This window comes from Rothia sp. 11254D007BW (assembly GCF_053548195.1).
In genome coordinates this window covers 331,266-351,361 of record NZ_JBPWPK010000001.1, presented here as the reverse complement: position 1 = coordinate 351,361, position 20,096 = coordinate 331,266, and the positions used below count along the sequence as shown (strand labels likewise).

Annotated in this window: 18 protein-coding genes; 8 read left to right on the top strand and 10 right to left on the bottom strand. The window is 62.6% G+C overall.

The genetic code is table 11. The annotated features are described in order from the left end of the window. Positions 1–104: 104 nt before the first annotated feature. The 5 genes from ACEE43_RS01570 (at position 105) to ACEE43_RS01550 (ending at position 5,517) form a co-directional block, all read left to right on the top strand. On the top strand, positions 105–1,583 hold the full coding sequence (locus tag ACEE43_RS01570) for a malate:quinone oxidoreductase (RefSeq protein ID WP_449108008.1): 1,479 nt from the start codon (positions 105–107) through the stop codon (positions 1,581–1,583). Positions 1,584–1,760: 177 nt separating this feature from the next. After that, on the top strand, positions 1,761–2,867 hold the full coding sequence (locus ACEE43_RS01565; protein WP_449108007.1) for a YihY/virulence factor BrkB family protein: 1,107 nt from the start codon (positions 1,761–1,763) through the stop codon (positions 2,865–2,867). A gap of 5 nt (positions 2,868–2,872) precedes the next feature. Continuing rightward, positions 2,873–3,706 carry an alpha/beta fold hydrolase gene (locus ACEE43_RS01560; protein ID WP_449108006.1) on the top strand — a complete coding sequence of 278 codons (834 nt, stop codon included), beginning with the start codon at positions 2,873–2,875 and terminating at the stop codon, positions 3,704–3,706. Positions 3,707–3,766: 60 nt separating this feature from the next. Continuing rightward, positions 3,767–4,858: an S-(hydroxymethyl)mycothiol dehydrogenase gene (locus ACEE43_RS01555; RefSeq protein ID WP_449108005.1), complete on the top strand. Its 1,092-nt coding sequence runs from the start codon at positions 3,767–3,769 to the stop codon at positions 4,856–4,858. Positions 4,859–4,869: 11 nt separating this feature from the next. Continuing rightward, on the top strand, positions 4,870–5,517 hold the full coding sequence (locus tag ACEE43_RS01550) for an MBL fold metallo-hydrolase (protein WP_449108004.1): 648 nt from the start codon (positions 4,870–4,872) through the stop codon (positions 5,515–5,517). A gap of 95 nt (positions 5,518–5,612) precedes the next feature. On the opposite strand, the gene ACEE43_RS01545 is transcribed toward ACEE43_RS01550, so the two are convergent. The 3 genes from ACEE43_RS01545 to ACEE43_RS01535 are packed head-to-tail and all read right to left on the bottom strand — an operon-like array spanning position 5,613 to position 11,287. Then, on the bottom strand, positions 5,613–7,001 hold the full coding sequence (locus ACEE43_RS01545; protein ID WP_449108003.1) for an MFS transporter: 1,389 nt from the start codon (positions 6,999–7,001) through the stop codon (positions 5,613–5,615). Beyond that, positions 6,998–10,141 (bottom strand): AAA family ATPase, encoded by a 3,144-nt coding sequence (locus ACEE43_RS01540; RefSeq protein ID WP_449108002.1) that lies wholly within the window; start codon positions 10,139–10,141, stop codon positions 6,998–7,000. Before ACEE43_RS01540 ends, ACEE43_RS01545 begins: the two co-directional genes overlap by 4 nt. Next, positions 10,142–11,287, bottom strand: coding sequence for an exonuclease SbcCD subunit D (locus ACEE43_RS01535; RefSeq protein WP_449108001.1), 1,146 nt, complete (start codon positions 11,285–11,287; stop codon positions 10,142–10,144). Between the two features lie 48 nt (positions 11,288–11,335). Between ACEE43_RS01535 and ACEE43_RS01530 the strand changes: the two genes are divergently transcribed. Continuing rightward, entirely contained in the window at positions 11,336–12,481 is a 1,146-nt protein-coding gene (locus ACEE43_RS01530; protein ID WP_449108000.1) for an ADP-ribosylglycohydrolase family protein, read from the top strand. A gap of 130 nt (positions 12,482–12,611) precedes the next feature. Here the strand turns inward: ACEE43_RS01530 and ACEE43_RS01525 are convergent, their stop codons facing one another. The 7 genes from ACEE43_RS01525 to clpS all read right to left on the bottom strand — a co-directional run bounded on the left by ACEE43_RS01525 (position 12,612) and on the right by clpS (position 17,892). Further along, positions 12,612–13,493 carry a phosphotransferase gene (locus ACEE43_RS01525; RefSeq protein ID WP_449107999.1) on the bottom strand — a complete coding sequence of 294 codons (882 nt, stop codon included), beginning with the start codon at positions 13,491–13,493 and terminating at the stop codon, positions 12,612–12,614. 21 nt (positions 13,494–13,514) lie between these two features. Continuing rightward, the gene (gene rdgB / locus ACEE43_RS01520; protein ID WP_449107998.1) at positions 13,515–14,147 is read right to left on the bottom strand and encodes an RdgB/HAM1 family non-canonical purine NTP pyrophosphatase; all 633 of its coding nucleotides are present in this window, start codon (positions 14,145–14,147) and stop codon (positions 13,515–13,517) included. Continuing rightward, on the bottom strand, positions 14,147–14,884 hold the full coding sequence (rph, locus tag ACEE43_RS01515; RefSeq protein ID WP_449107997.1) for a ribonuclease PH: 738 nt from the start codon (positions 14,882–14,884) through the stop codon (positions 14,147–14,149). The genes rdgB and rph overlap by 1 nt, the downstream gene beginning before the upstream one ends. Positions 14,885–14,995: 111 nt before the next feature. Next, entirely contained in the window at positions 14,996–15,862 is an 867-nt protein-coding gene (locus tag ACEE43_RS01510) for an MBL fold metallo-hydrolase (protein WP_237211851.1), read from the bottom strand. Between the two features lie 34 nt (positions 15,863–15,896). After that, entirely contained in the window at positions 15,897–16,865 is a 969-nt protein-coding gene (gene murI / locus ACEE43_RS01505) for a glutamate racemase (RefSeq protein WP_449107996.1), read from the bottom strand. A 126-nt stretch (positions 16,866–16,991) separates the two neighbouring features. Beyond that, a complete protein-coding gene (locus ACEE43_RS01500) occupies positions 16,992–17,573 on the bottom strand; it encodes a DUF2017 domain-containing protein (RefSeq protein WP_237185880.1) in 582 nt (193 codons plus the stop codon). A 4-nt stretch (positions 17,574–17,577) separates the two neighbouring features. Continuing rightward, entirely contained in the window at positions 17,578–17,892 is a 315-nt protein-coding gene (gene clpS, locus ACEE43_RS01495) for an ATP-dependent Clp protease adapter ClpS (protein ID WP_135013391.1), read from the bottom strand. Between the two features lie 142 nt (positions 17,893–18,034). Here clpS and ACEE43_RS01490 point away from each other — a divergent pair, with 142 nt between their 5' ends. Together ACEE43_RS01490 and ACEE43_RS01485 are read left to right on the top strand one after the other, a co-directional pair. Then, on the top strand, positions 18,035–19,339 hold the full coding sequence (locus tag ACEE43_RS01490) for a nicotinate phosphoribosyltransferase (RefSeq protein WP_272878825.1): 1,305 nt from the start codon (positions 18,035–18,037) through the stop codon (positions 19,337–19,339). A 16-nt stretch (positions 19,340–19,355) separates the two neighbouring features. Next, positions 19,356–19,982 (top strand): isochorismatase family protein, encoded by a 627-nt coding sequence (locus ACEE43_RS01485; protein ID WP_237199971.1) that lies wholly within the window; start codon positions 19,356–19,358, stop codon positions 19,980–19,982. The last annotated feature ends 114 nt before the right edge of the window (positions 19,983–20,096 follow it).

The following is a 20,096-nucleotide window of genomic DNA, read 5'->3' as shown; positions in this document are numbered from 1 at the left end:
CCTATCTGTACTACGCTAAAGATGAGAACGGGGCCGAGCGGCTCCACCCCAGCCGGTGTCCAGCGTCGGGCACCACAGTCTTAGAGTGACGGAGTGTCAATCACGTGGCAAACGAAGTACAGACCGATGTCGTCCTAGTGGGCGGCGGTATTATGAGCGCAACCCTGGGCGTCCTACTCAAGGAAGTAGAGCCCACCTGGAATATCACCCTGCTGGAGCGTCTGGATCAGGTAGCCCAGGAGTCATCTAACCCCTGGAACAATGCTGGTACCGGCCACTCAGCGCTCTGCGAACTCAACTACGCCCCGGCAGGCCCCGACGGCACCGTAGACCCGGCCAAGGCACTGGGTATTAACGAGCAGTTCCAGGTTTCCCGCCAGCTCTGGGCCTCCCTGGTTGAAGAGGGCAAAATTAAGGACGCCAGCTTCATCAACCCGGTGCCCCACATGTCCCTGGTCTTCGGTGAAGACCACGTGCGCTACCTGGGCAAGCGTTTTGAGGCCTTCGAGAACCAGAAGCTCTTTGAGCGCATGAAGTTCTCTACCGATTTTGACCAGATTCGCCAGTGGGCCCCCCTGGCCGTTGAGGGCCGCGACCCCAACCAGAAGATTGCCGCCACCTGGTCACCCGAGGGTACCGACGTAGACTTCGGCAACCTCACCCAGCAGATGGTGGACTACCTGGTAGAGCAGGGCGTCACCGTCCAGTACGGCCAGCAGGTCACCAACCTCGAGCAGCAGAGTGACGGCAGCTGGCTGGTCAAGGTTAAGAACCGCCTGAACTCCGAGCACAGCCAGACCATTCGTGCCAAGTTTGTCTTCCTGGGTGCCGGTGGCGGTGCCCTCAACCTGCTGCAGAAGTCAGGTATTAAGGAAGGCAAGGGCTTCGGCGGCTTCCCCGTCTCGGGCCTCTTCTTCCGCAATACCAATGAAGAAACCGCTCTCAAGCACAATGCCAAGGTCTACGGCCAGGCTTCGGTGGGTGCCCCGCCCATGTCTGTGCCCCACCTCGACACCCGCTACGTGAACGGCAAGCGCTCCCTGCTCTTTGGCCCCTACGCTGGCTTTAAGACCAACTTCCTCAAGCAGGGCTCCCTGCTCGATCTGCCCCTCTCCCTGCGTCCGGACAACCTGGTCCCCATGATTCGCGCGGGTCTGGACAACGTAGATCTCACCAAGTACCTCATCGGTGAACTGCTCAAGAACCGTGACGAGCGTGTAGCTTCTCTGCGCGAGTACTACCCCACCGCGGTAGCTGACGAATGGGAGCTCATCACCGCTGGCCAGCGTGTGCAGGTTATTAAGAAGGACGCCAAGAAGGGCGGCGTGCTGCAGTTCGGCACCGAACTCATTGCATCGGGCGACGGCTCCATCGCGGCCCTGCTCGGTGCCTCCCCCGGCGCCTCAACCGCCGCCCCCATCATGCTGACCCTGCTGGCCCGTTGCTTCCCCTCCAAGATGAACCAGTGGGAGCCCCGCATCAAGGAACTGGTACCCGGCTACGGCGTCAAGCTCAACGACAACCACGACCTGGCTGACGAGCTCTTTGCCCACACCGCCAAGGTGCTGGGTATCGATAACTAGCCCACCGGCGTCCGCCCACTACCGTGTGGGCTACCCTGTCTCATAGCTGCCCCGGCATCATGCGCCGGGGCAGCTACTGTTTTATCACGAAGCAGACGCTCAGCCAGCTCAAAGGTTTATCATGCTACTGATAAGATGTTTACTGATTAAATCACCGCATGCCCAAAGGACGACACTATGGCTCTCAAAGAACAAACCATTAGCCGGGCGGTTACAGAGGAGGCCCACAAAGAGGCTCCCAAGCCCGCCAAGCTCTCAGATATGAGCGGCTCTAGCTGGAAGTACATCTTCAAGCGCGCCCTGAGCGAATTCACCAACGACGGCTGCACCGATCTGGCCGCCGCCCTGACCTACTTCACGGTGCTCTCTATCTTCCCCGGCCTACTGGCTGTGGTCTCCCTGCTGGGTGTCTTTGGGCAGGGCCAGCAGACCACCAACGCGATTCTCAACTTCCTTGAAGACTACGCCCCGGCTGAAATGCTGACCCTTCTGGAAGAGCCCATCACCCAGCTCACCAGCTCAGACGCCGCAGGTCTGGCCCTGGTGACCGGTGTGGTCGGTGCCCTCTGGACTGCCTCGGGCTACATCGGCGCCTTCGGCCGTGCCATGAACAAGATCTATGGTGTAGTAGAGGGTCGCCCCATCTGGAAGCTGCGCCCCTTCAACCTGCTGGTCACCGCCGCCATGGTACTGATTGTTGTTGCCATGATGCTGGTACTGCTTTCCTCTGAAGACGTGCTGACCACCCTGCAAAACGCCGTGCCCGCTATCGAACTCGGCGGCTTCATCGGCGTATGGATGTGGCTGCGCTACCCCATCATGCTGGTGCTGGCCGTTGTGCTCATTAGCCTGCTCTACTTCGCCACCCCCAACGTCAAGCAGCCCAAGTTCCGCTTCCTCACCCCCGGCGCCGCTATTGCCCTGGTCGTGATGGCTATTGCTGCTCTGGGCTTCACCTTCTACGTCTCGAACTTCGGCTCCTACAATGCCACTTACGGCCTGATCGGTGGCGTTATCGTGATGCTGCTGTTCATCTGGATCATGAACAATGTGCTGCTGCTCGGCGCCCAGATTGACGCTGAGATTCAGCGCGGTCGCGAGCTGCAGGCAGGCATCAAGGCCGAGGACGAGCTTCAGCTGCCCCCTCGCGATGACACCATGGCGATCAAGCAGCAGGAGAAGAAGGAAAACCTCATCGAAGAGGGCCGCAAGATTCGCCTGGCCCATAACGGTGTTGATTTCCAGCAGATGGCCGAGAAGCAGGAGAAGAAGGACTCCGAGTAGGCCCTATGTGCGAGCCCTGTCTTTCGGTCGAGATTTACTGTGCCCCCGTTGCTGGGGCGGACGCTCCGCCCCGGCTTCTTGAGGGCCAGCAGGTGGTGGCGGTGCACGGTTTTGCCTCCATCCCCGAGGTGACCTGGGAACGGACCGGTTGGGTGCGGCAGTTGCAGCGGGCAGGGGCAGATGTCCATCTGGTCACCCTGCCCTATCACCGGCTCGAAGAAGCGGGGCACGAAGGGGCAGGAAAGTCTAGCGGGCAGATAGCCGTCACCTGGCAGCAAGAAGGGCTAGTGACTTCCCTGGGCACAGCCCTTGCCCGGGCTCTGGCAGATGTAGATACACCGGTTCATCTGCTGGGCTATTCTCTGGGCGCCCGCATCTGCTGGCAGGTAGCGCTCAGCTCCCCGCACCTGGTACAGAGCCTGACGCTCGGAGGCCTGCCCCTAGCAACCCACCTCGATGAGGTGCAGTCCTATCTATCGGCGCCTTCCGCCGCCCCCGGCACCTCCATTCCAGAGGGGCTCGAAGCCGTCCTCGATACCAGCCCCCTGCCCCGCGCTGCGCTGGCCGCTTTTACAGCCCAGCCGGTTGAGCCTTTCACACCGAACAAACTACCTGCCTGCCCCACCCTCCTCTTTGCCGGCAGCGACGATACCCTAGCCACCGGGTTCCCTGCCCTTGCAGCTACCCTGCCGCACCCGGCGTCCGCCTATCTGGAGCTAGCTGGCCGCGACCATATTAGTGCCCTGACCAGCGGGCAAGCCCGTCGGGCATCCGCTGACTTCATGGCCCGTCATGCGGTCTCACGAGCTGGCAGCGAGCCGGACCACACGGTAGCGTAGAGAGTAGCAGCAGGTAGCTACCTGCCGATATTTTTCCCCTCCCGCTATCGAAGGAGCCCCATGCACAAGGTCAAGGCCGTCGTCTCTCTGGCCAAGGATCAGCCCGTTGAAGTTGTTACCATCAATGTGCCCAACCCCATCAAGGGCGAGGCCCTGGTGAAGGTGCTCACCTGCGGTGTCTGCCAGACCGACCACCACTACGTCCAGGGCGGGGTCGGCAACGACTACCCCTACCTGCTGGGCCACGAGTCAGCCGGTATCGTCGAGGCGGTGGGCGAGGGCGTCACCAACGTTGCCCCCGGCGACCTGGTCATTCTCAACTGGCGGGCTGTCTGCGGCGAGTGCCGGGCCTGTAAAAAGGGCAAGCCCCAGTACTGCTTCGCCACCCACAACGCCACCCAGAAGATGACCCTGGAGGACGGCACCGAGCTCTCCCCCGCTCTGGGTATCGGCTCCTTTGCCGAGAAGACCCTGGTGGCAGCCGGCCAGTGCACCAAGATTGAGGCTGAGCTGACCGAAGACCAGTATGCCGCTATCGGCCTGCTGGGCTGCGGCGTCACCGCCGGTCTGGGCGCTGTGCTCAACACCGGTGAAGTAGCCCGCGGCGAGTCAGTTGCCGTCATCGGCTGCGGCGGCGTAGGTACTGCCGCTGTTGCCGGCGCCAAGCTGGGCGGGGCAACCACCATCATCGCCGTTGATATTGACGACGAAAAGCTGGCCCGAGCCAAGGAGCACGGCGCCACCCATGTGATCAACTCTAAAAACCAGGACCCGGTAGCCGCTATCAAGGAGCTCACCGACGGCTTCGGTGCCGACCTGGTTATTGACGCTGTGGGCGTTGAAGCCACTTTCAAGCAGGCCTTCGAGGCCCGTGACCTGGCCGGACGCGTCGTTCTGGTAGGCGTACCCGCACCAGGTACCACCTGGCAGGCCCCCCTCGATGAGGTCTTCGGGCGCGGCGGCTCCATCAAGTCAGCCTGGTACGGCGATACCCTGCCCTCCCGCGACTTCCCCATGTTCGTGCAGCACTACCAGCTGGGCAACCTCGACCTGGACGGCTTCGTCTCAGAACGCATCAGCCTTGACCAGGTCAACGAGGCTTTCGAAACCATGAAGACCGGTAAGGTCCTCCGCTCGGTCGTTGAGCTCTAGGAGTTATCACCATGACAGAACGCATTGAACGAGTTATCACCTCCGGCACCTTTTCCCTGGACGGGGGAACCTGGGACGTCGATAACAACGTCTGGATTATCGGCAACGAAACTTCCGTGGTCATTATCGACCCCGCCCACGACGTCGATAAGATTTCGGCCAAGGTTGCAGGGCGAACCGTTGAGAAAATCCTGCTGACCCACGCCCACGACGACCACATCCGCTCAGCTAAGGAAGCCGCCGACCGATTCGACGCCCCGGTCTACCTCAACCCGGCAGACCGTCCGCTCTGGGAGATGGTCTACCCCTCCTGGGACTTCGACAAAGACCTGGCAGAGGGCGATACCATTACCGTCGGCTCCACCGAGCTGAACGTCCTGGCAACCCCGGGCCACTCCCCCGGCTCCGTCTGCTTCTACGCCCCCACCCTCTCCTGGGAGAACTCAGAGGGCGTGCTCTTCTCGGGTGATACCCTGTTCAACGGAGGGCCCGGCGCCACCGGCCGCTCCTTCTCCAGCTTCGAGACCATCATCGAGTCAATCTCAACCAAGCTCTTAACCCTGCCCGAATCCACCGCTGTGCTCACCGGCCACGGGGACTCCACCGGCATCGGCCTAGAAGCCCCCGAACTCGAGAACTGGATCAAGCGCGGCCACTAGCCGCGAGGGCGTCCGCCCCCCTCAGCCTATGCCAAGGGGCCCTACCGTCAGTTGACGGTAGGGCCCCTTGTGTTTGGAGTGATGAGGGTGCGGCGCTAGGGCAGTAGCGCCAGACGCTCCTCGTAGGTGCGACGCCACAAGAACCCGTAGAGATGCCCCAGGCAGAAGTACATCGCAGCGGCGATGAGAGGAATAATCAGGGCCACCTGGTAACTGTAGGAGCCGCTCAGATCGGCTGCCCACACGAACCCTACCGCGATACCACCCAGGGAACATGCCTGCAGGGTAGAAAGAGCGAGGTCGAGGTTTTTGCGCACCGAGAGGCTGGTGGCTACCGAGTCCATGGTGACCAGGCAAATACCGTAGGCAAGACCCACGCTAATCAGAGGAATCACCATGCCCACAGCTGAGGTGGGCAGCGACAGGGTCATGGCGGTAAGGGTCAGGCACACCCCGCTCACCAGCCAGGCCCCCCACCCGAACATAGGCAGGCGGTCAAAGAGCACAAACAGGGCAGAGATAACCGCGCACAGACCGAGCAGGGCGATCAGGAAGCCGGTCACGCCCATCTGGTCAGTCGAAATAGCGTAGGCCACGATAGCTGCCTGGGTTGCGCCCAGGGATAGTCCCAAGCAGATGGTGCCCAGCTGGGGTATCCAGAGTAGGGAGCGGCTTACGCCGCGCAGGGGCTTGCGGCGGTTGCCCCCGCTGACATCTCGGGTCTCAACCGGCAGGTTTTCCGGGCGCCACAGTAGCATGAGCAGGCCCAGCACATCGAGCACAATCACCGCGAAGAGGGCCGACTGGGCCGTCAAAAAGACCGTGGTCATACCGGCAATAACGGCACCGGCCGGTAGGGCGATGACGTCGAACATGGTTTCAAGCGAAATGGACGCGTTGAGCTTACGGCGGTCCTTGGTGGTGAGGTACTCGGCGCTCCAGTAGCTTCGCATCACCGCCCCCAGCGGCACGGTGGTCACTCCCGTCACCGCGCAGGCTGCGAGGAACCGGCCAATAGACCCGCTACTGGTCTCAGCAAAGTGCAGGGACTCCAGCATCAGCCACATCAGGGCCAGAATATTGAGCACTGTAACGGCAAAAAATATTCTTCGCTGGCCCCAGCGCTCAGAAATCGACCGATAGACCGGCACCATGAGAGCCGCACTCAGTCCCACCGTACCGGCGGCGTACCCGCCGAGGGTGGCCTCATTATTCTGCACGGCCAGCATCATCATCACCGCCAGCATCACCATAGCCGCGGGCAGGCGCATGAGCAGGGAGAAGAAGAGGAAGCGCCGGCCGTGGGCCAGCAGCAGGTCGCGAATACGGGTGCGGGCATACTCGGTTGAAATGCGCAGGCGAGTGACGCTCTCTCGCAGGTTATTCCGCAGGTCGGAGCCACTGGGCCACTGGCGGTCGCGCCGGTAGCCCAGCCCCGTGCGGGGAGAAGAGCTACGATTCTTGGGGTTACGGTGGGGGCTCACGCTGCTCCTGCATCTGCGACCAGGGATGAGCCCTGGGGCGAGCTTGTAAGGACGATGTGCTTGTTAATGCGGTTCTTCATCTCGGCCACATGCGAGATAAGGCCGATGACTCTCCCCCGCTCGCGCAGGGAGTCGATGGTGGTCATGACCTCTTCGAGGGTTTCATCGTCGAGAGAGCCGAAGCCTTCGTCAACGAAGAGGGTGTCGATGTCGATACCGCCATTGGCCTGCTGCACGACGTCGGCAAGCCCCAGTGCCAGGGCCAGGGATGCCATGAAGGTTTCACCGCCCGAGAGGCTTTCGGGGCGGCGGCTGGCGTTGTGCCAGGCATCGAAGATGTCGATAGCCAGGCCGGATTTCTTGTTGCGCCCCTCTGCCCGGTCGGTGTGTTCCAGGCGGTAGCGGCCGTGGGTCATTTTTTCGAGGTGCTCACTGGCTGCCTCGGCTACCTCGGCGAGCTGGTAGGCCAGCACGTAGGACGTCAGCGTCATGTGCAAGCGGTTATCGCTGCCAGGGGCCGCTGTGGCGGTCGCTGCGAGCTCGCGTTTGAGATGGGCGTCTTCGAGTAGCAGGCGGCTCTTTTCTAGGGTCGCTTCGAGCAGGCTCAGCACCTCGTGCAGCTCCTCGCGAGCACCGGTGAGGCGGGTAGCGTGGCTAATGTAGCTATCGCGCTGGGCGCTGAGCTGGGCGATTGCTGCCTTGAGCTGGGCTAGTTGTTCGGGGGCAGGTGGTTGGCCGCCGTCCGCCTGGAGCTGGGCGATAGCTGCCAGAGCAGGGCTAGTGAGCTGGGCTGTGACTGCCAGGGTGCGGTCGCGGTGGGTGGTGATCTGTTGCTCTAGCTGGCTGGCCTGGGCCTTGGTGAGTAGCTGGGCTTTTACCTGCTGGGCGTCCTTGAACTGGGCTTCTTGTAGGGCCTTGTTCAGTTCTTCCTGGGCGGACGTCTGGGCTTGGGCCTGCCGCTCCCGATCGGCGTAGGCGGCGAGCAGGGTGGGCAGCTGCCTGGTCAGCCGGTTGAGGGTGGCGATACGGTCGGCTAGGCCTGGGCCCTGTCGGTGGGGTGCCAGCTCGGCTTCAAGGCTTTCTCTCTGAGCGGTGAGCTGGTGCAGTTTGGCTTCTTCGCTCGTGTGCTGGCGTTCGGCTTCGGCCAGGTCTGCCCGGCTGGTCTCAAGGGTTTCTTCGGCGGTGGAGATGCGTTGGGCGAGGGCTTTGCGGTGGGCGACCTCAGCCTGGGCCTGGTTGAGGCTCTCCTGGGCAGAGGTCAGAGCTGCCCGGGCTTCTTCGGGTTCAGGGGTGCCCTGCTCTACCAACTGGTCGAGGGTGCTCTGGGCTGAGCTCAGGGCGGCGAGCGCCTGCTGGGCTTTTGCTTCTGCCGCGTCGCGCTGGTGCTTGGCGCGGGTGAGGGCTTCTTCTGTGACGGGTGGTGTGTTTTGGTCGTAGCTGGCGGGGGCGGGGTGGTCTGTAGAGCCGCAGACGCTACAGGGTTGGCCGTCGGTGAGGGTTTCGGCCAGGATCTGGGCTGCGGCGTCAAAGCGCTGGCGCTGTAAGGTTTCGGCTTGGGCGGACGCCTTCCGTCGGCTTTCTTCGGCCCCTTGGGAGGCCCGCTGGGCGGCTTCTAGGTTGGTGCGGGCCTGGGTGAGGCGGTCGGCGGCGGTGACCCGGTCGCGAGCCTGGGCCAGCAGGGCGCGGGCAGCTTCTTCGCGGGCGGTAGCCTGCTCGGTTTTCTCGTAGTCCTGGCGCTGCTGGGTGAGGCTCTGCTGGGCTTCTGCCAGGGCCTGGGTGAGCTGGGTGCGGCGGACGATCAGACCCTGGAGGTTGCTGGTACTGGCCTGTGCCTGAGCGGCCAGGTTGGCGATGTCTTTTTCTGCCTGCTGGTAGCGGGTGAGCTGGTCGATGTGGGCGCTGGTGAGTTCGCTCAGCTGCTGGCTGGCCGCGTCGGTGAGGGTGGTTTCGAGGGCGACCTGGGCTTGCGTGAGTAGGTCGTATTCGAGGGCGGTTTCGGTGAGGTTTTCCCGGGCGGACGCCAGGAGCCTGCGGGTACTGTCCAGGTGGGTTTCTGCCCGCTCTGCTGCCTGCCGATAGGCGGTTGCTGCCTGTTCAGCCGCTGTTACCCGAGGCAGAATCTCAGCAGCTACCCTGTGCTCTTCGAGGCGGGTGCGGCTGGCAGCTATCTGGCTCTCCTCGTTTGCCAGGATTTCCTGTTCCTGGGTGAGCTTGAGATAGGTGGCCCAGTCTTTTTGCAGCTGGGCGGTTTCGGTGTGCTCGTTTGCCAGTGTTTCGAGGTCGTGGGCAGTTTTGTCCCGCCGCTCTTCTAGACTCTGAATGAGATCTGCTAGCTGGCTGAGTACCTGGCGCAGGTGGTCGGGAAGGTCCGCTACAGGGGCGGGCGCGGAGTCTTCGGGGGTGGAAGAGCTTTCGGTGTCTTCGTTTACCTCTTGCCCCAGGGCCCGTTGTGCCTGGTCGGCCCGGGCTGCCTGCTCGGCACGTTCTGCCCGCTGCTCTAGCACCCGCAAATCCTGCTGGGCGGCCTCGGCTGCCGCGGCGGCGTCCTTGGCATATCTGTGCAGTAGGTCCTGTACCTTCTCGAAGTCCTCGGTGCCAAAGAGCTGCTTGAGCAGCTGCTCCCGTTCCCCGGAGGTAGCGACCAGGAAACGCTGGAACTGCCCCTGGGGCAGCAGCATGACCTGGTTAAACTGTTGGGCGTTGAGGCCCAGTACAGAGAGCATGAAATCACCGGCGTCTTTGTGGCGGGTGATGGCCGGGTCTGGTTCCCAGCTGCCGGTGGCGGTATCAAACTTCTCAATCAGGGTTTTGGCCTGCTCGGTGGTAGTGCCCTCACCGCGTTTCTTGGGGCGCTCATAGGCCGGGCTACGGTCGATCCGGTAGCGGTCGGTGCCGATGGTGCAGTCCAGCAGCACCCGGGGCTGCACATGGGGGTCAGCGAAACGGGATTTCAGGTCGGTGCGCCCCGATGAGGTGGAGCCGTAAAGGGCGTAGCAGATGGCATCGAGAATAGATGACTTGCCCGAACCGGTAGGGCCGTTGAGCAGGAAGATGCCCTCTCGGTTGAGGTCGTCAAAGTCGATGGTGACGGTTCCCGGGAAGGGGCCGTAGGCGGTCAGTTCTAGTCGGTGAATTCGCATTTAGTCGCTCGCTCCCCTGGTGCGGGCCTGGTCTAGGACGTCGGTGAGATAGGTGGCTTCAGCCTCGTTGAGGGCACGACCGCGCACATGCTCGTAGAAGGACTCGCAGATAGCCTGAACGCTCTGACTCTCGCGGGTGCGGCGGTAGCTGTGCTCTTGGCTTCTCTCAGCGCCTTCGGGGGCGAAGAAAAGTTCCTGGACATGCTCGTAGTGGGCTTTGAGCCTATCGAGGGCAGCGGCTGGGCGCTCAGCGTCGGTCAGGGTAATACTGACAAAAGCCCGGCCGTAGGCCGCCACGGTGCTTTCGGCAAGCACCTCGTCGAGAGTGCCTTTGAGGGTTTTGAGCACAAGGTGGGTCTGCCAGGTATGTTCGTTCACCTCAATAGCGCCGTCAGGGGCTACATCGATGATCCAGGCCCCCTTACGGTGGTTTTGCTCGCTGAAAGAATAGGCCAACAGAGAGCCGGAATACCTGACGGTATCGGCAACCTTCTGCCGCCCGTGCAGATGCCCCAGGGCTGTATAGCTGGCAGCGGCAAAAGTGCTCACCGGCACCTGCTGTACCCCGCCCACCGAGATATCGCGTTCTGACTCTGAAGGCTCTGAACCCGTGGCAAAGCAGTGGGCAAGAACCACCGTGGCGGCAACCTGGCGGGTGGCGGCGTCCTCTTCTACCCTCCTCATAGCTTCAGCCAGCACGCTCGCGTGGCTGGCCTCGGTGCCCCAGCGGGCAGCAATCGGGCGCGGCTCTAGGTAGGGTATGCCGTAAAAGGCCACCTCAACGCCCCCGGCGGACAGCAGGACGGGCTGGCCCACCTGGGTTTGCGAGGTCACCAGGTGCACACCCGCAACGCTCAGCAAAGAAGAGCCAAAGCCCAGGCGAATAGCCGAGTCATGATTACCACTAGTTGCTACCACCTGCGCCCCGGCCTGCACCAGGCGGGTCAGGGTACGGTCAAAAAGTTGCACGGTCTCGGTGCGGGGCTGGGCCTGATCATAGACGTCCCCGCTGATCAGCACCACGTCAATACCCTGTTCCTGAACCAGGTTCACCAGCTCATCGAGCAGCTGCTCGGCATAGGAGTGCAGGGAGGTACCGTGAAAGGTGCGGCCCAGGTGCCAGTCTGAGGTGTGCAAGATACGCATACCACCAGTTTAGTGGTCCCGCTCTTACCCCGCTTTAGAATAGGGAGCATGACTTCTGTTTTTCCTGCCCCCGATGCCCTCTCCCCCGCCTACCGGTCGGCCCTGCGCGGCTCCCTACTGGGTACCGCCCTGGGGGATGCCCTGGGCTACCCCCTAGAGACCAGCACCGCAGACCAGATTACTGAGCGCTGGGGTGGGCGTACAGGAGCCGACCTTATCGCGGCTATCGCCCGGGAACCCCTGCTGGTTTCAGACGACACCCAGCTCACCCTGGCAACCCTCGACGGGCTCACCGAGGTACTGGAGTGGAACAACGAGGGCCAGGCAGCCGACGAGCTGGCCTGCATCTGGCTAGCCTACCTGCGCTGGTACACCGGCACCGGCCACCCGGCACCCGAGACCGCCCCCTATTCCCTTCCCCGCCCCCTCGATGCGCTTCAGGTGATGCGCCAGCAGCGGGGCCCGGGCAAGGCCACCCTGGCAGCCCTTGCCACAGGGGAAATGCAGTTTATCTCTAAAAACATCAACCCGCAGGCCCTGGGCACCGGGGCGCTCATGCGCTCTGCCCCCTTCGGTTACCTGCCGGTGGCCGATGACGCTACCGTCATCAAGCTATCCGCCCACGCCGCGGCCCTCACCCACGGCCACCCCGAGGCCATCATCTCTGCGAGCGCCTACGCCCTGCTCATTCGCTACCTGCTGGGCAGCACCAGCCAGGGTACCGCGCAGGCTCCCCGCCCCGATGTGCTTGAAGCCTGCACCCAGCAGGTGCTGAACTGGCTAGGTACGGTGGAAAAAAGCCAGGCCCTACCCGGCGATGCCGCACTCACCCGCACGGCGCTGGGCACCGCCGTCCGCCTGGCTCAGCAAGAAGCGCAGGTGGCGGACGCCTGCCCCCACTTCGGCGAACTCCTGGTGGCCCCCGATGTGCTCGGCTACGCCCTCTTCTTAGCTCTGCGGGCAGAGGCGGACGTCGCTGCGGAGAAGCTGAACCAGCAGCAGGCAGTGAGGGAAGCCCTGGGCGCGGCAATTGCAGTCACCGGCGATTCAGATTCAATCGGGGCTCTGGTCGGCTCCCTGCTCGGAGCGCTCTGGGGCGACACTGCTTTCCCAGCAGACCTCGCCCCTGCTACCGACGCCACAGAAGCCCTGAACCTGGTTGAGGTAGCCTGGTTCAAGCAGCTTGGGGTGTAGGTAAGGGCAGGCAGGCTCGCAGCGAAACTGCTGGCTGCGGGGCTGGCGTGAATCGCTTGTGAGCGCTAGCGAACCAGCGAGAGGGTCGGCAGTGAGCGTGAGCCTGCCTGCCCTTCTTTCGCTAGGGTTCCTAAGCTGCAAGCACCTCTGTGCGGTGGTCCAGGTACCATTCGTCAGCGCGTTCCACGGCCAGGCGTTGGATAGCTCCGCCCATGCCATTGCGCATGGTGTATGCCAGGGACTGCAGCGGTAGCAGGCGGGCCACTATTTTGGCGCGTTCCAGCTGGGTATCGTCCAGTGCCTTGGCCAGGGAGTCCCAGCCGTAGAAGTTGCCCAGGGCGGCGTGGTCAACGGCTGCGTCCCCTACAGAGGCGTGGTCCCAGTCAATAACGCCGACCAGTTTGTCGCCGTTCCAGAGAATATTGTGGCCGGCTAAATCCCCGTGGACGAGAACCGGTGAAGCGGGTTCCAGGGCCAGTACCCGGTCTATGGCTGCGTGGGCTACCTTCTGGGCGCCGGTGAGCAGCTGGGGTACGACCTGCTCGCGCAGGAGCACCTCCCAGTTATCGCGTCCGCCCCAGTGCTCGTGCACCATGTCGAGGTAGGGCCCGTAGCCGCTGAAATCTACCGAGTGGATAGCTTTGACCAGGGTGGCAAGCTGCTTGGGCGGGGCCGAACCTTGCAGGCGAGGCTCCCCCTTAATCCAGGTTAGCCCTACAGCGGTGAAGCCGTTCCGGGTGATAACCCGGGTGATGGGTCGGGGTACCGCAAAGGGAAGGTCCTGGGGTAGCCGCCGCAGGATCTCGGTGCGGCGGGCTACCAGGTGCCCGGTTTGCTGGGTTTTGGCGATACGCACACTCAGCTCCGCCTCCATGTTGACGATGATGTGGGCAGAGCCGGTGGTCCGGATGTCCCAGCGGTCGCGGGGAATGTTCAAACCGGCTTGCTCCATCACCGCCGTGACCACGGGAAGAGCCTTCATCTGTTCAATGAGTGTAAGGTGCGCTGCCATAGGGTACCTCGTACAGGATTGTTACTGGGCCAGGGCGGCCTGTAGGTGGGGAAGAAGCTTGGCTAGGGCCTGGCTCCGGTGGCTGATGGCATTCTTGACATCGGCGGGCACCTGGGCGCAGGAGAGGCCAGCGTATTCGCCGGTGAAACCGTCGGCTGCCAGAATCGGGTCATAGCCGAACCCGCCCTCACCGCGGGGCTCGCGCAACAGGGTTCCGGCAAGCTCCCCCTCTTCCACAGCCTCTACACCTTCGGGGGTAACCATCGAGGCGGCGCAGACGAAGCGGGCGCGGCGGTGTTCATCGGCGATGTCTGAAAGCTGCGCTAAGAGCAGGTTGAGGTTGGCTTCATCGTCTCCGTGCTGGCCGGCCCAGCGGGCGCTGAAAATACCGGGTGCACCGCCCAGCACGTCGACCGACAGGCCTGAGTCGTCGGCAATGGCAATCAGGCCGGTAGCCGCAGCTACCGCGCGGGCCTTCAAGAGGGAGTTCTGGGCAAAAGTAACGCCGTCTTCAACCACGTCGGGGGCACCTGCTGCACCGGCGTCGATCACCTCGGTGTCAACGTCCAGCCCCTCGATAGCGCCGCGCAGCATCTCGCGGAACTCGCGCAGTTTCCCCTGGTTGTGGGTGGCAAGAACGATTTTGGCGGGCATTAGTCCTCCAGGGCTTCGCGCTGGATCTGGGCTAGCTGCGCGGTACCGAGCAGGGCCAAGTCAAGCAGGGAGTTCAGTTCGTCGCGGTCGAAGGGGGCGCCCTCTGCGGTTCCCTGAACCTCAATGAACTTGCCTTCGCCGGTGACGACCACGTTCATGTCGGTCTCGGCGCGCACGTCCTCTTCGTAGGGTAGATCAAGCATGGGAATGCCGTCGATGATGCCCACAGAAATTGCGGCAACAGAGCCGGTGAGGGGCTTAGCCTTGGCCGGGATAATGCCCTGGGTCTGGGCCCACTTGATGGCGTCGGCCAGGGCGATGTAGGCGCCGGTGATAGCGGCGGTGCGGGTGCCGCCGTCCGCCTGGAGCACATCGCAGTCGAGCACGATGGTGTTCTCGCCCAGTTCAGCGGTGTCGATGACGGCGCGCAGAGAGCGGCCAATCAGTCGAGAAATCTCGTGGGTGCGGCCGCCAATCTTGCCCTTGACCGATTCACGGGTGTTACGGGTGTTGGTGGCGCGCGGCAGCATGGCGTATTCTGCGGTGACCCAGCCGGTGCCCTGGCCCTTGAGCCAGCGGGGCACGCCCTCGGTCAGTGAGGCGGTGCAGAGCACCCGGGTGTTGCCGAATTCGATCAGGGCCGAACCTTCGGCGTTCTTTGACCAACCGCGAGTGACGGTGATGGGGCGGAGCTGGTCGGGGGTGCGGCCGTCGCCGCGCAGGGTGGGTGCTGCCATGTTTTCTGTCATGGTTTCAGCCTAGCGTCTGTTGCCCGGGGCGCACAAAAACACGGGCGCTTTTCTGCACCCGTGTTGTCTGCGTTGGCTACTTGTGGGCAGGGGCGGCAGCTAGCTCCCCTGGTGGCGGCTAATAACGTTCAGGGTGGTGGTCTGCGGGTTACTGGCGTATTCCTCGGGGCTACGGCGGGGGTTGACCCGGTAAGTCGCCGAAGCCTCAGCCACCGATATCGGCCCGTCAAAAACGCTCTTGGCTTCGGCCAGGGCAATAGCGGGGTCGTTCCAGATGGGCAGGTGGGTGAGCAGCAGGTTGCGGACGCCCGCCTCGGCTGCCGCTTCACCGGCACGTTTGCCGGTCAGGTGGATGCCGCGCAGGGCGTCATCGCGGCCCTCCTGGTAGGCCGCTTCGCAGAGGAAAAGGTCTGCCTCGCGGGCTGCTTCAATCAAGCCGATGCAGGAGTCGGTGTCGCCGGAGTAGGTGAGCACGGTCTTGCCTTCACCGGTTTCGCACTCGATGCGTAGGGCGTAGGGCTCCTTGGTGGGGTGTACGACTACGTGCGGGGTCACTGTGAAGGGGCCGATTTTGACCTCGGCGTGGTTATTCCATTCGTGGAACTCGAACTCGGTGTGCATGCCCGGTTCGATGGGCAGGCCGTGGGTGTTGACCAGGTACTGGTGAATATCGCTGGGCCCGTAGAGGGGAATGGGTCCCTTAGACCAGCCGTTGGGGTTCCACTTGACCGCTACGTGCAGCCCTGAGAGATCGATGCAGTGATCGGGGTGCAGGTGAGAAATCAGGATGGCGTCGATATCTTCGAGGTTGATGTGGGACTGAAGGGTGCCTAGGGCGCCATTGCCCATATCAACGATAATGCGCCAGGTCTTTCCCAGGTCATCAATGGTCGAGACCATGTAGCAGCTGGCCGCTGCGTTGGGCCCGGGGAAAGAACCGGTACAGCCTATGACGGTCAATCGCATCAGTGGCCTTCCTTCTTCTGTGTGTGTCTGTGGGTTAGGGAGTGTCTGTGGTGATGGTAATGCGCGGGGTGGTAACAGTCTGGGCGATGAGTTCAGGGGGAACGACGGCTAGGGAGCCGGTGGGGAATCGTTCTGCCACCGAGTTGGTGTGGCGCACCTTGGCGACCTCGGGGCCCAGGAAGCGGCGAGCTAAGTGCTCGAAGGTTTCGGTTTCGCCGGTGGCCAGGAATTCGTGGGAGGGCGGCAGGACGGCAGGGCGCTCTAGGCCAGCTCGCAGCAGGGCCTTATAGACGTCCTTAGCCGACTCTTCCGAGGACGACACGAGGGTAACGTCGTCCCCCATGATGTAGGAGATGACGCCGGTGAGCAGGGGGTAGTGGGTGCAGCCCAGCACCAGCGTATCGACCCCGGCCTCCTTGAGAGGAGCCAGGTATTCTTCGGCAGTCTCAAGGAGCTCAGGGCCGCTGGTAATGCCCTTTTCAACGAACTCTACGAAGCGCGGGCAGGCCACAGAGTAGATTTCAAGGTCGCTCATGACCGAGAAGGTGTCTTCATAGGCCCGGGAGGTCACGGTAGCTTCGGTGGCGATGACGCCGATTTTTCGGTTGCGGGTTGCAGCCACTGCTCGGCGGGCGGCGGGCTGGATCACCTCAACCACCTGAATACCGTACTTGCGGGTGTAGCGCTCGCGGGCGTCCCTCAGTACAGCGGCCGACGCCGTGTTGCAGGCGATGACGAGGAGCTTGACCCCGGAGTCCACCAGCTCATCCATGATGCTCAGGGCGTGGGCTCGTACCTGGGCGATGGTCAGGGGGCCGTAGGGACCGTGGGCGGTGTCGCCCACGTAAATCACCGACTCGTGCGGTAGCTGATCCATGATGGCGCGGGCAACGGTCAGGCCGCCCACTCCCGAATCGAACACGCCGATGGGGGCACTTGCAGTGGGTTCGGCAAGCACCTGACTACCCCAGGGGGTGACGAGTTTCGGGTTGGTTTCACTCATTACACACCTGACATTAGCTAAAGGTTGAAGAAAACTGTAGGGCGCCCATCGCAGCGACCGGCTTTTGAGTGGACTATCACGCCCCGGCGCCCGCGCGCGGCGTCATAATCGGTCACGAAAGATTATTTACGGTGCGGACGGCCCCGCCCCAGCGTCGTCCAAGCCCAGTAGGAGGCTCTGCATGAGGCTTTCTTGCAGCCAGGTAACGAAGTTGTAGAGCAGGGCCATGTAGTCTTCGGTGCTCTCTACGCTGCCCCAGTCGGTGTGTTCGCCGATGCGGTCGGCGTCCTCAGCGCTGTTGATTCCTAAGCGGGTGCCCAGGGTCAGGCGCACATCGTTGAGGGCAGCGGCCCAGCTATTAGCCCGCTCGGTATCTAGCCGCACAACCCCGGCCTGCAGGTCCATGGAGGCCTGGGTGAGGTGTTCAATTTTGGCCCGGCGTAGAGAAAGGTCGGTGAAGCGGCGGTATTCGTCGGCAACTTCCGGGTCGTCGCTCGCCACCGGCAACATGCGGGCAACAGCAGGGTCACTGGGAACACTAGCGGTCTCAGAAATCCCCACCAGGGCCGCCAGGGGGTCGGCGTTGGGGTCTTCTTCCGGCTCCAACGCCAGGGCGACGTCCTCAAACAGGCGGGTGAGCACCTGTACCTCTTCAGGGGTGAAGCGAGCGGTAATTCCGCGGGAGGTTGGGGTAAAAGGTTCAGCCATAAGACTATGCACCTGCCTGCTCGATGGTTGCCCACAGGCCCCAGGTATGCAGGGCGGTGGTGTGCCGTTCGGCCTCTTCTTTGGAGCCGCTAAAGACGGTGGCCTTACCTTCGGTGTGTACCTGCATCATAAGCTGGTGGGCTTTTTCGGTGCTGTAGCCAAACTGGGTGCGCAGCACATAGGTCACAAAGCTCATCAGGTTAACCGGGTCATCCCAGACAATGACCGCCCAGGGCAGGTTGAGCTGGGTGCTCTCGTCTAGGGCTAGATCGAGCTCAAGATCTGCCAGGGTGTCGGTGGCTGAGGCAGCCGAAGGCATAGGGCGTACTCCTTAGGTCATTTGTACCTTATCTATCATAGGGCTCTTCTTTCGCTGTACCCTAGCTCGTTCACTTTCGGGGCAAGCAGAACCGCGGCGGTAGGGCTGGGCTTGGGCACGGTCAAAGGATAAAGTTATACCCGTGACTCAAAAAACTTCCCTCCTCACCGACCACTACGAGCTGACCATGGTGCAGGCTGCCCTAGCCTCTGGCGCTGCCCACCGACGCACCGTCTTCGAGGTTTTCACCCGCAGGCTTTCGGGCGGACGCCGCTACGGTGTCTTGGCAGGCACCGGCAGGTTGCTTGAGGGGCTGGAGAACTTCCGCTTTGATACCGAAGAGCTGGAGTTTTTAGCCTCCCGTAAGGTGGTCAATGAGCAGACCCTGGATTACCTTGCTAACTTCCGTTTTTCCGGTTCTATCCGGGGCTATGCCGAGGGTGAGGTTTTCTTTCCTCACTCCCCCGTCTTGCAGGTTGAGGCATCCTTTGCAGAGGCCTGCCTGCTAGAGACCTTTATTCTCTCTATCCTTAACTTTGACTCTGCCGTCGCTACCGCGGCCTCCCGTATGACGGTTGCCGCGGGCAAGCGTCCCTGCCTTGAGATGGGCTCCCGCCGGGCCCATGAGCAGGCTGCTGTATCTGCCGCCCGCGCCGCCGTCATTGCCGGCTTTACCGCCACCTCGAACCTTGAGGCAGGACGCCGCTACGGGCTCCACACCGTCGGCACCAGCGCCCACGCCTTCACCCTGCTGCATGACTCCGAGCGCCAGGCTTTTGAAGCTCAGCTAGCCTCTCTGGGGGTGGGCACTACCCTGCTGGTCGACACCTACGATGTTGAAAAGGCAGTGAACCTGGCCGTTGAGCTGGCAGGAAAGGAGCTGGGTGCCGTCCGCCTGGATTCTGGTGACCTGGTTGCCCAGGCCCAGAAGGTGCGCGAGCAGCTCGATGCCCTGGGCAACACCGGCACCAAGATTACCGTGACCAGTGACCTGGACGAGTACGCTATCGCGTCCTTAGCTGCCGCCCCCGTCAACGCCTACGGGGTGGGCACCAAGCTGGTCACCGGCTCCGGGGTTCCTACCTCTTCCATGGTTTATAAGGTGGTTCTGCGTGAGAACTCCCAGGGAGTGATGGAGCCTGTCGCTAAGGCGTCCTCGGGTAAGGCATCTGTGGGCGGCAAGAAAACCGCCGTCCGCCGTCTTGATACCACCGGTACCGCCACAGCCGAAGTGGTGGGGCTTGATATTGAGGCTCCGGCTGACTCCAACGACCGCCCCCTCATGGTAGACCTGGTGGTCGACGGGCAGATCCAGCCCGGCTTTACCGGGGCTGAGGGCGTGCGCCGAGCTGCCGAGCGTCATGCCCGTTCCCTCACGGAGCTGCCGGTGGCCGCTACCCGTCTCTCCCCCGGCGACCCGGTCATTCCCACAGAATTTGTCTCTTAAGAAGAAGGATCACACGATGTCAAAAGCACTCATTATTGTTGATGTTCAGAACGACTTTTGCGAGGGCGGCTCGCTCGCTACCGAGCGTGGCGCAGAGGTTGCTGCCCTCATTAGCGAATATGTAGAGAACCACCACGGCGACTACGAGGCAATTGTGGCTACCCAGGACTGGCACGTTGACCCCGGCACCCATTTTTCTGAGAACCCCGATTTCAAGGACTCCTGGCCGGTGCACTGCAAGGCCGAGAGCCACGGCGCCGAGCTGCATGAGGATCTCGATACCGACTACATCGAGGCCTACTTCCGCAAGGGCGAGTTTGAGGCCGCTTACTCGGGCTTTGAGGGGCTGCTGGCTCCCGAGGATTCTGTGATGACCGGCGAGCGCGAGGCCGGTGCCCCGGCTCAGGATGATACCCCCAAGGTGTCGCTGGATGACTGGCTGGCTGAGCGCGATATTACCGATGTTGATGTGGTGGGCATTGCCACCGATTTTTGTGTGAAGGCTACTGCGCTGGATGCGGTGGATGCTGGCTATGAGACCCGTGTGCTGCTTGATTTGACGGCCCCGGTTGATGAGGACGCCCTCGATGAGGTGAGCGATGAGCTTGAGGACGCCGGGGTAACGGTCACCGAGGTGCTGTAGCCCAGGAAATTTGATGTTCTAGTGGCTGTGCTTGTGGTGCTAGCAGGCTGGCACATGGTTGGGTCTACGGCGGCTGGTGGTTGTGGTGCTAGCAGGCTGGCTCGGGGCTTACTC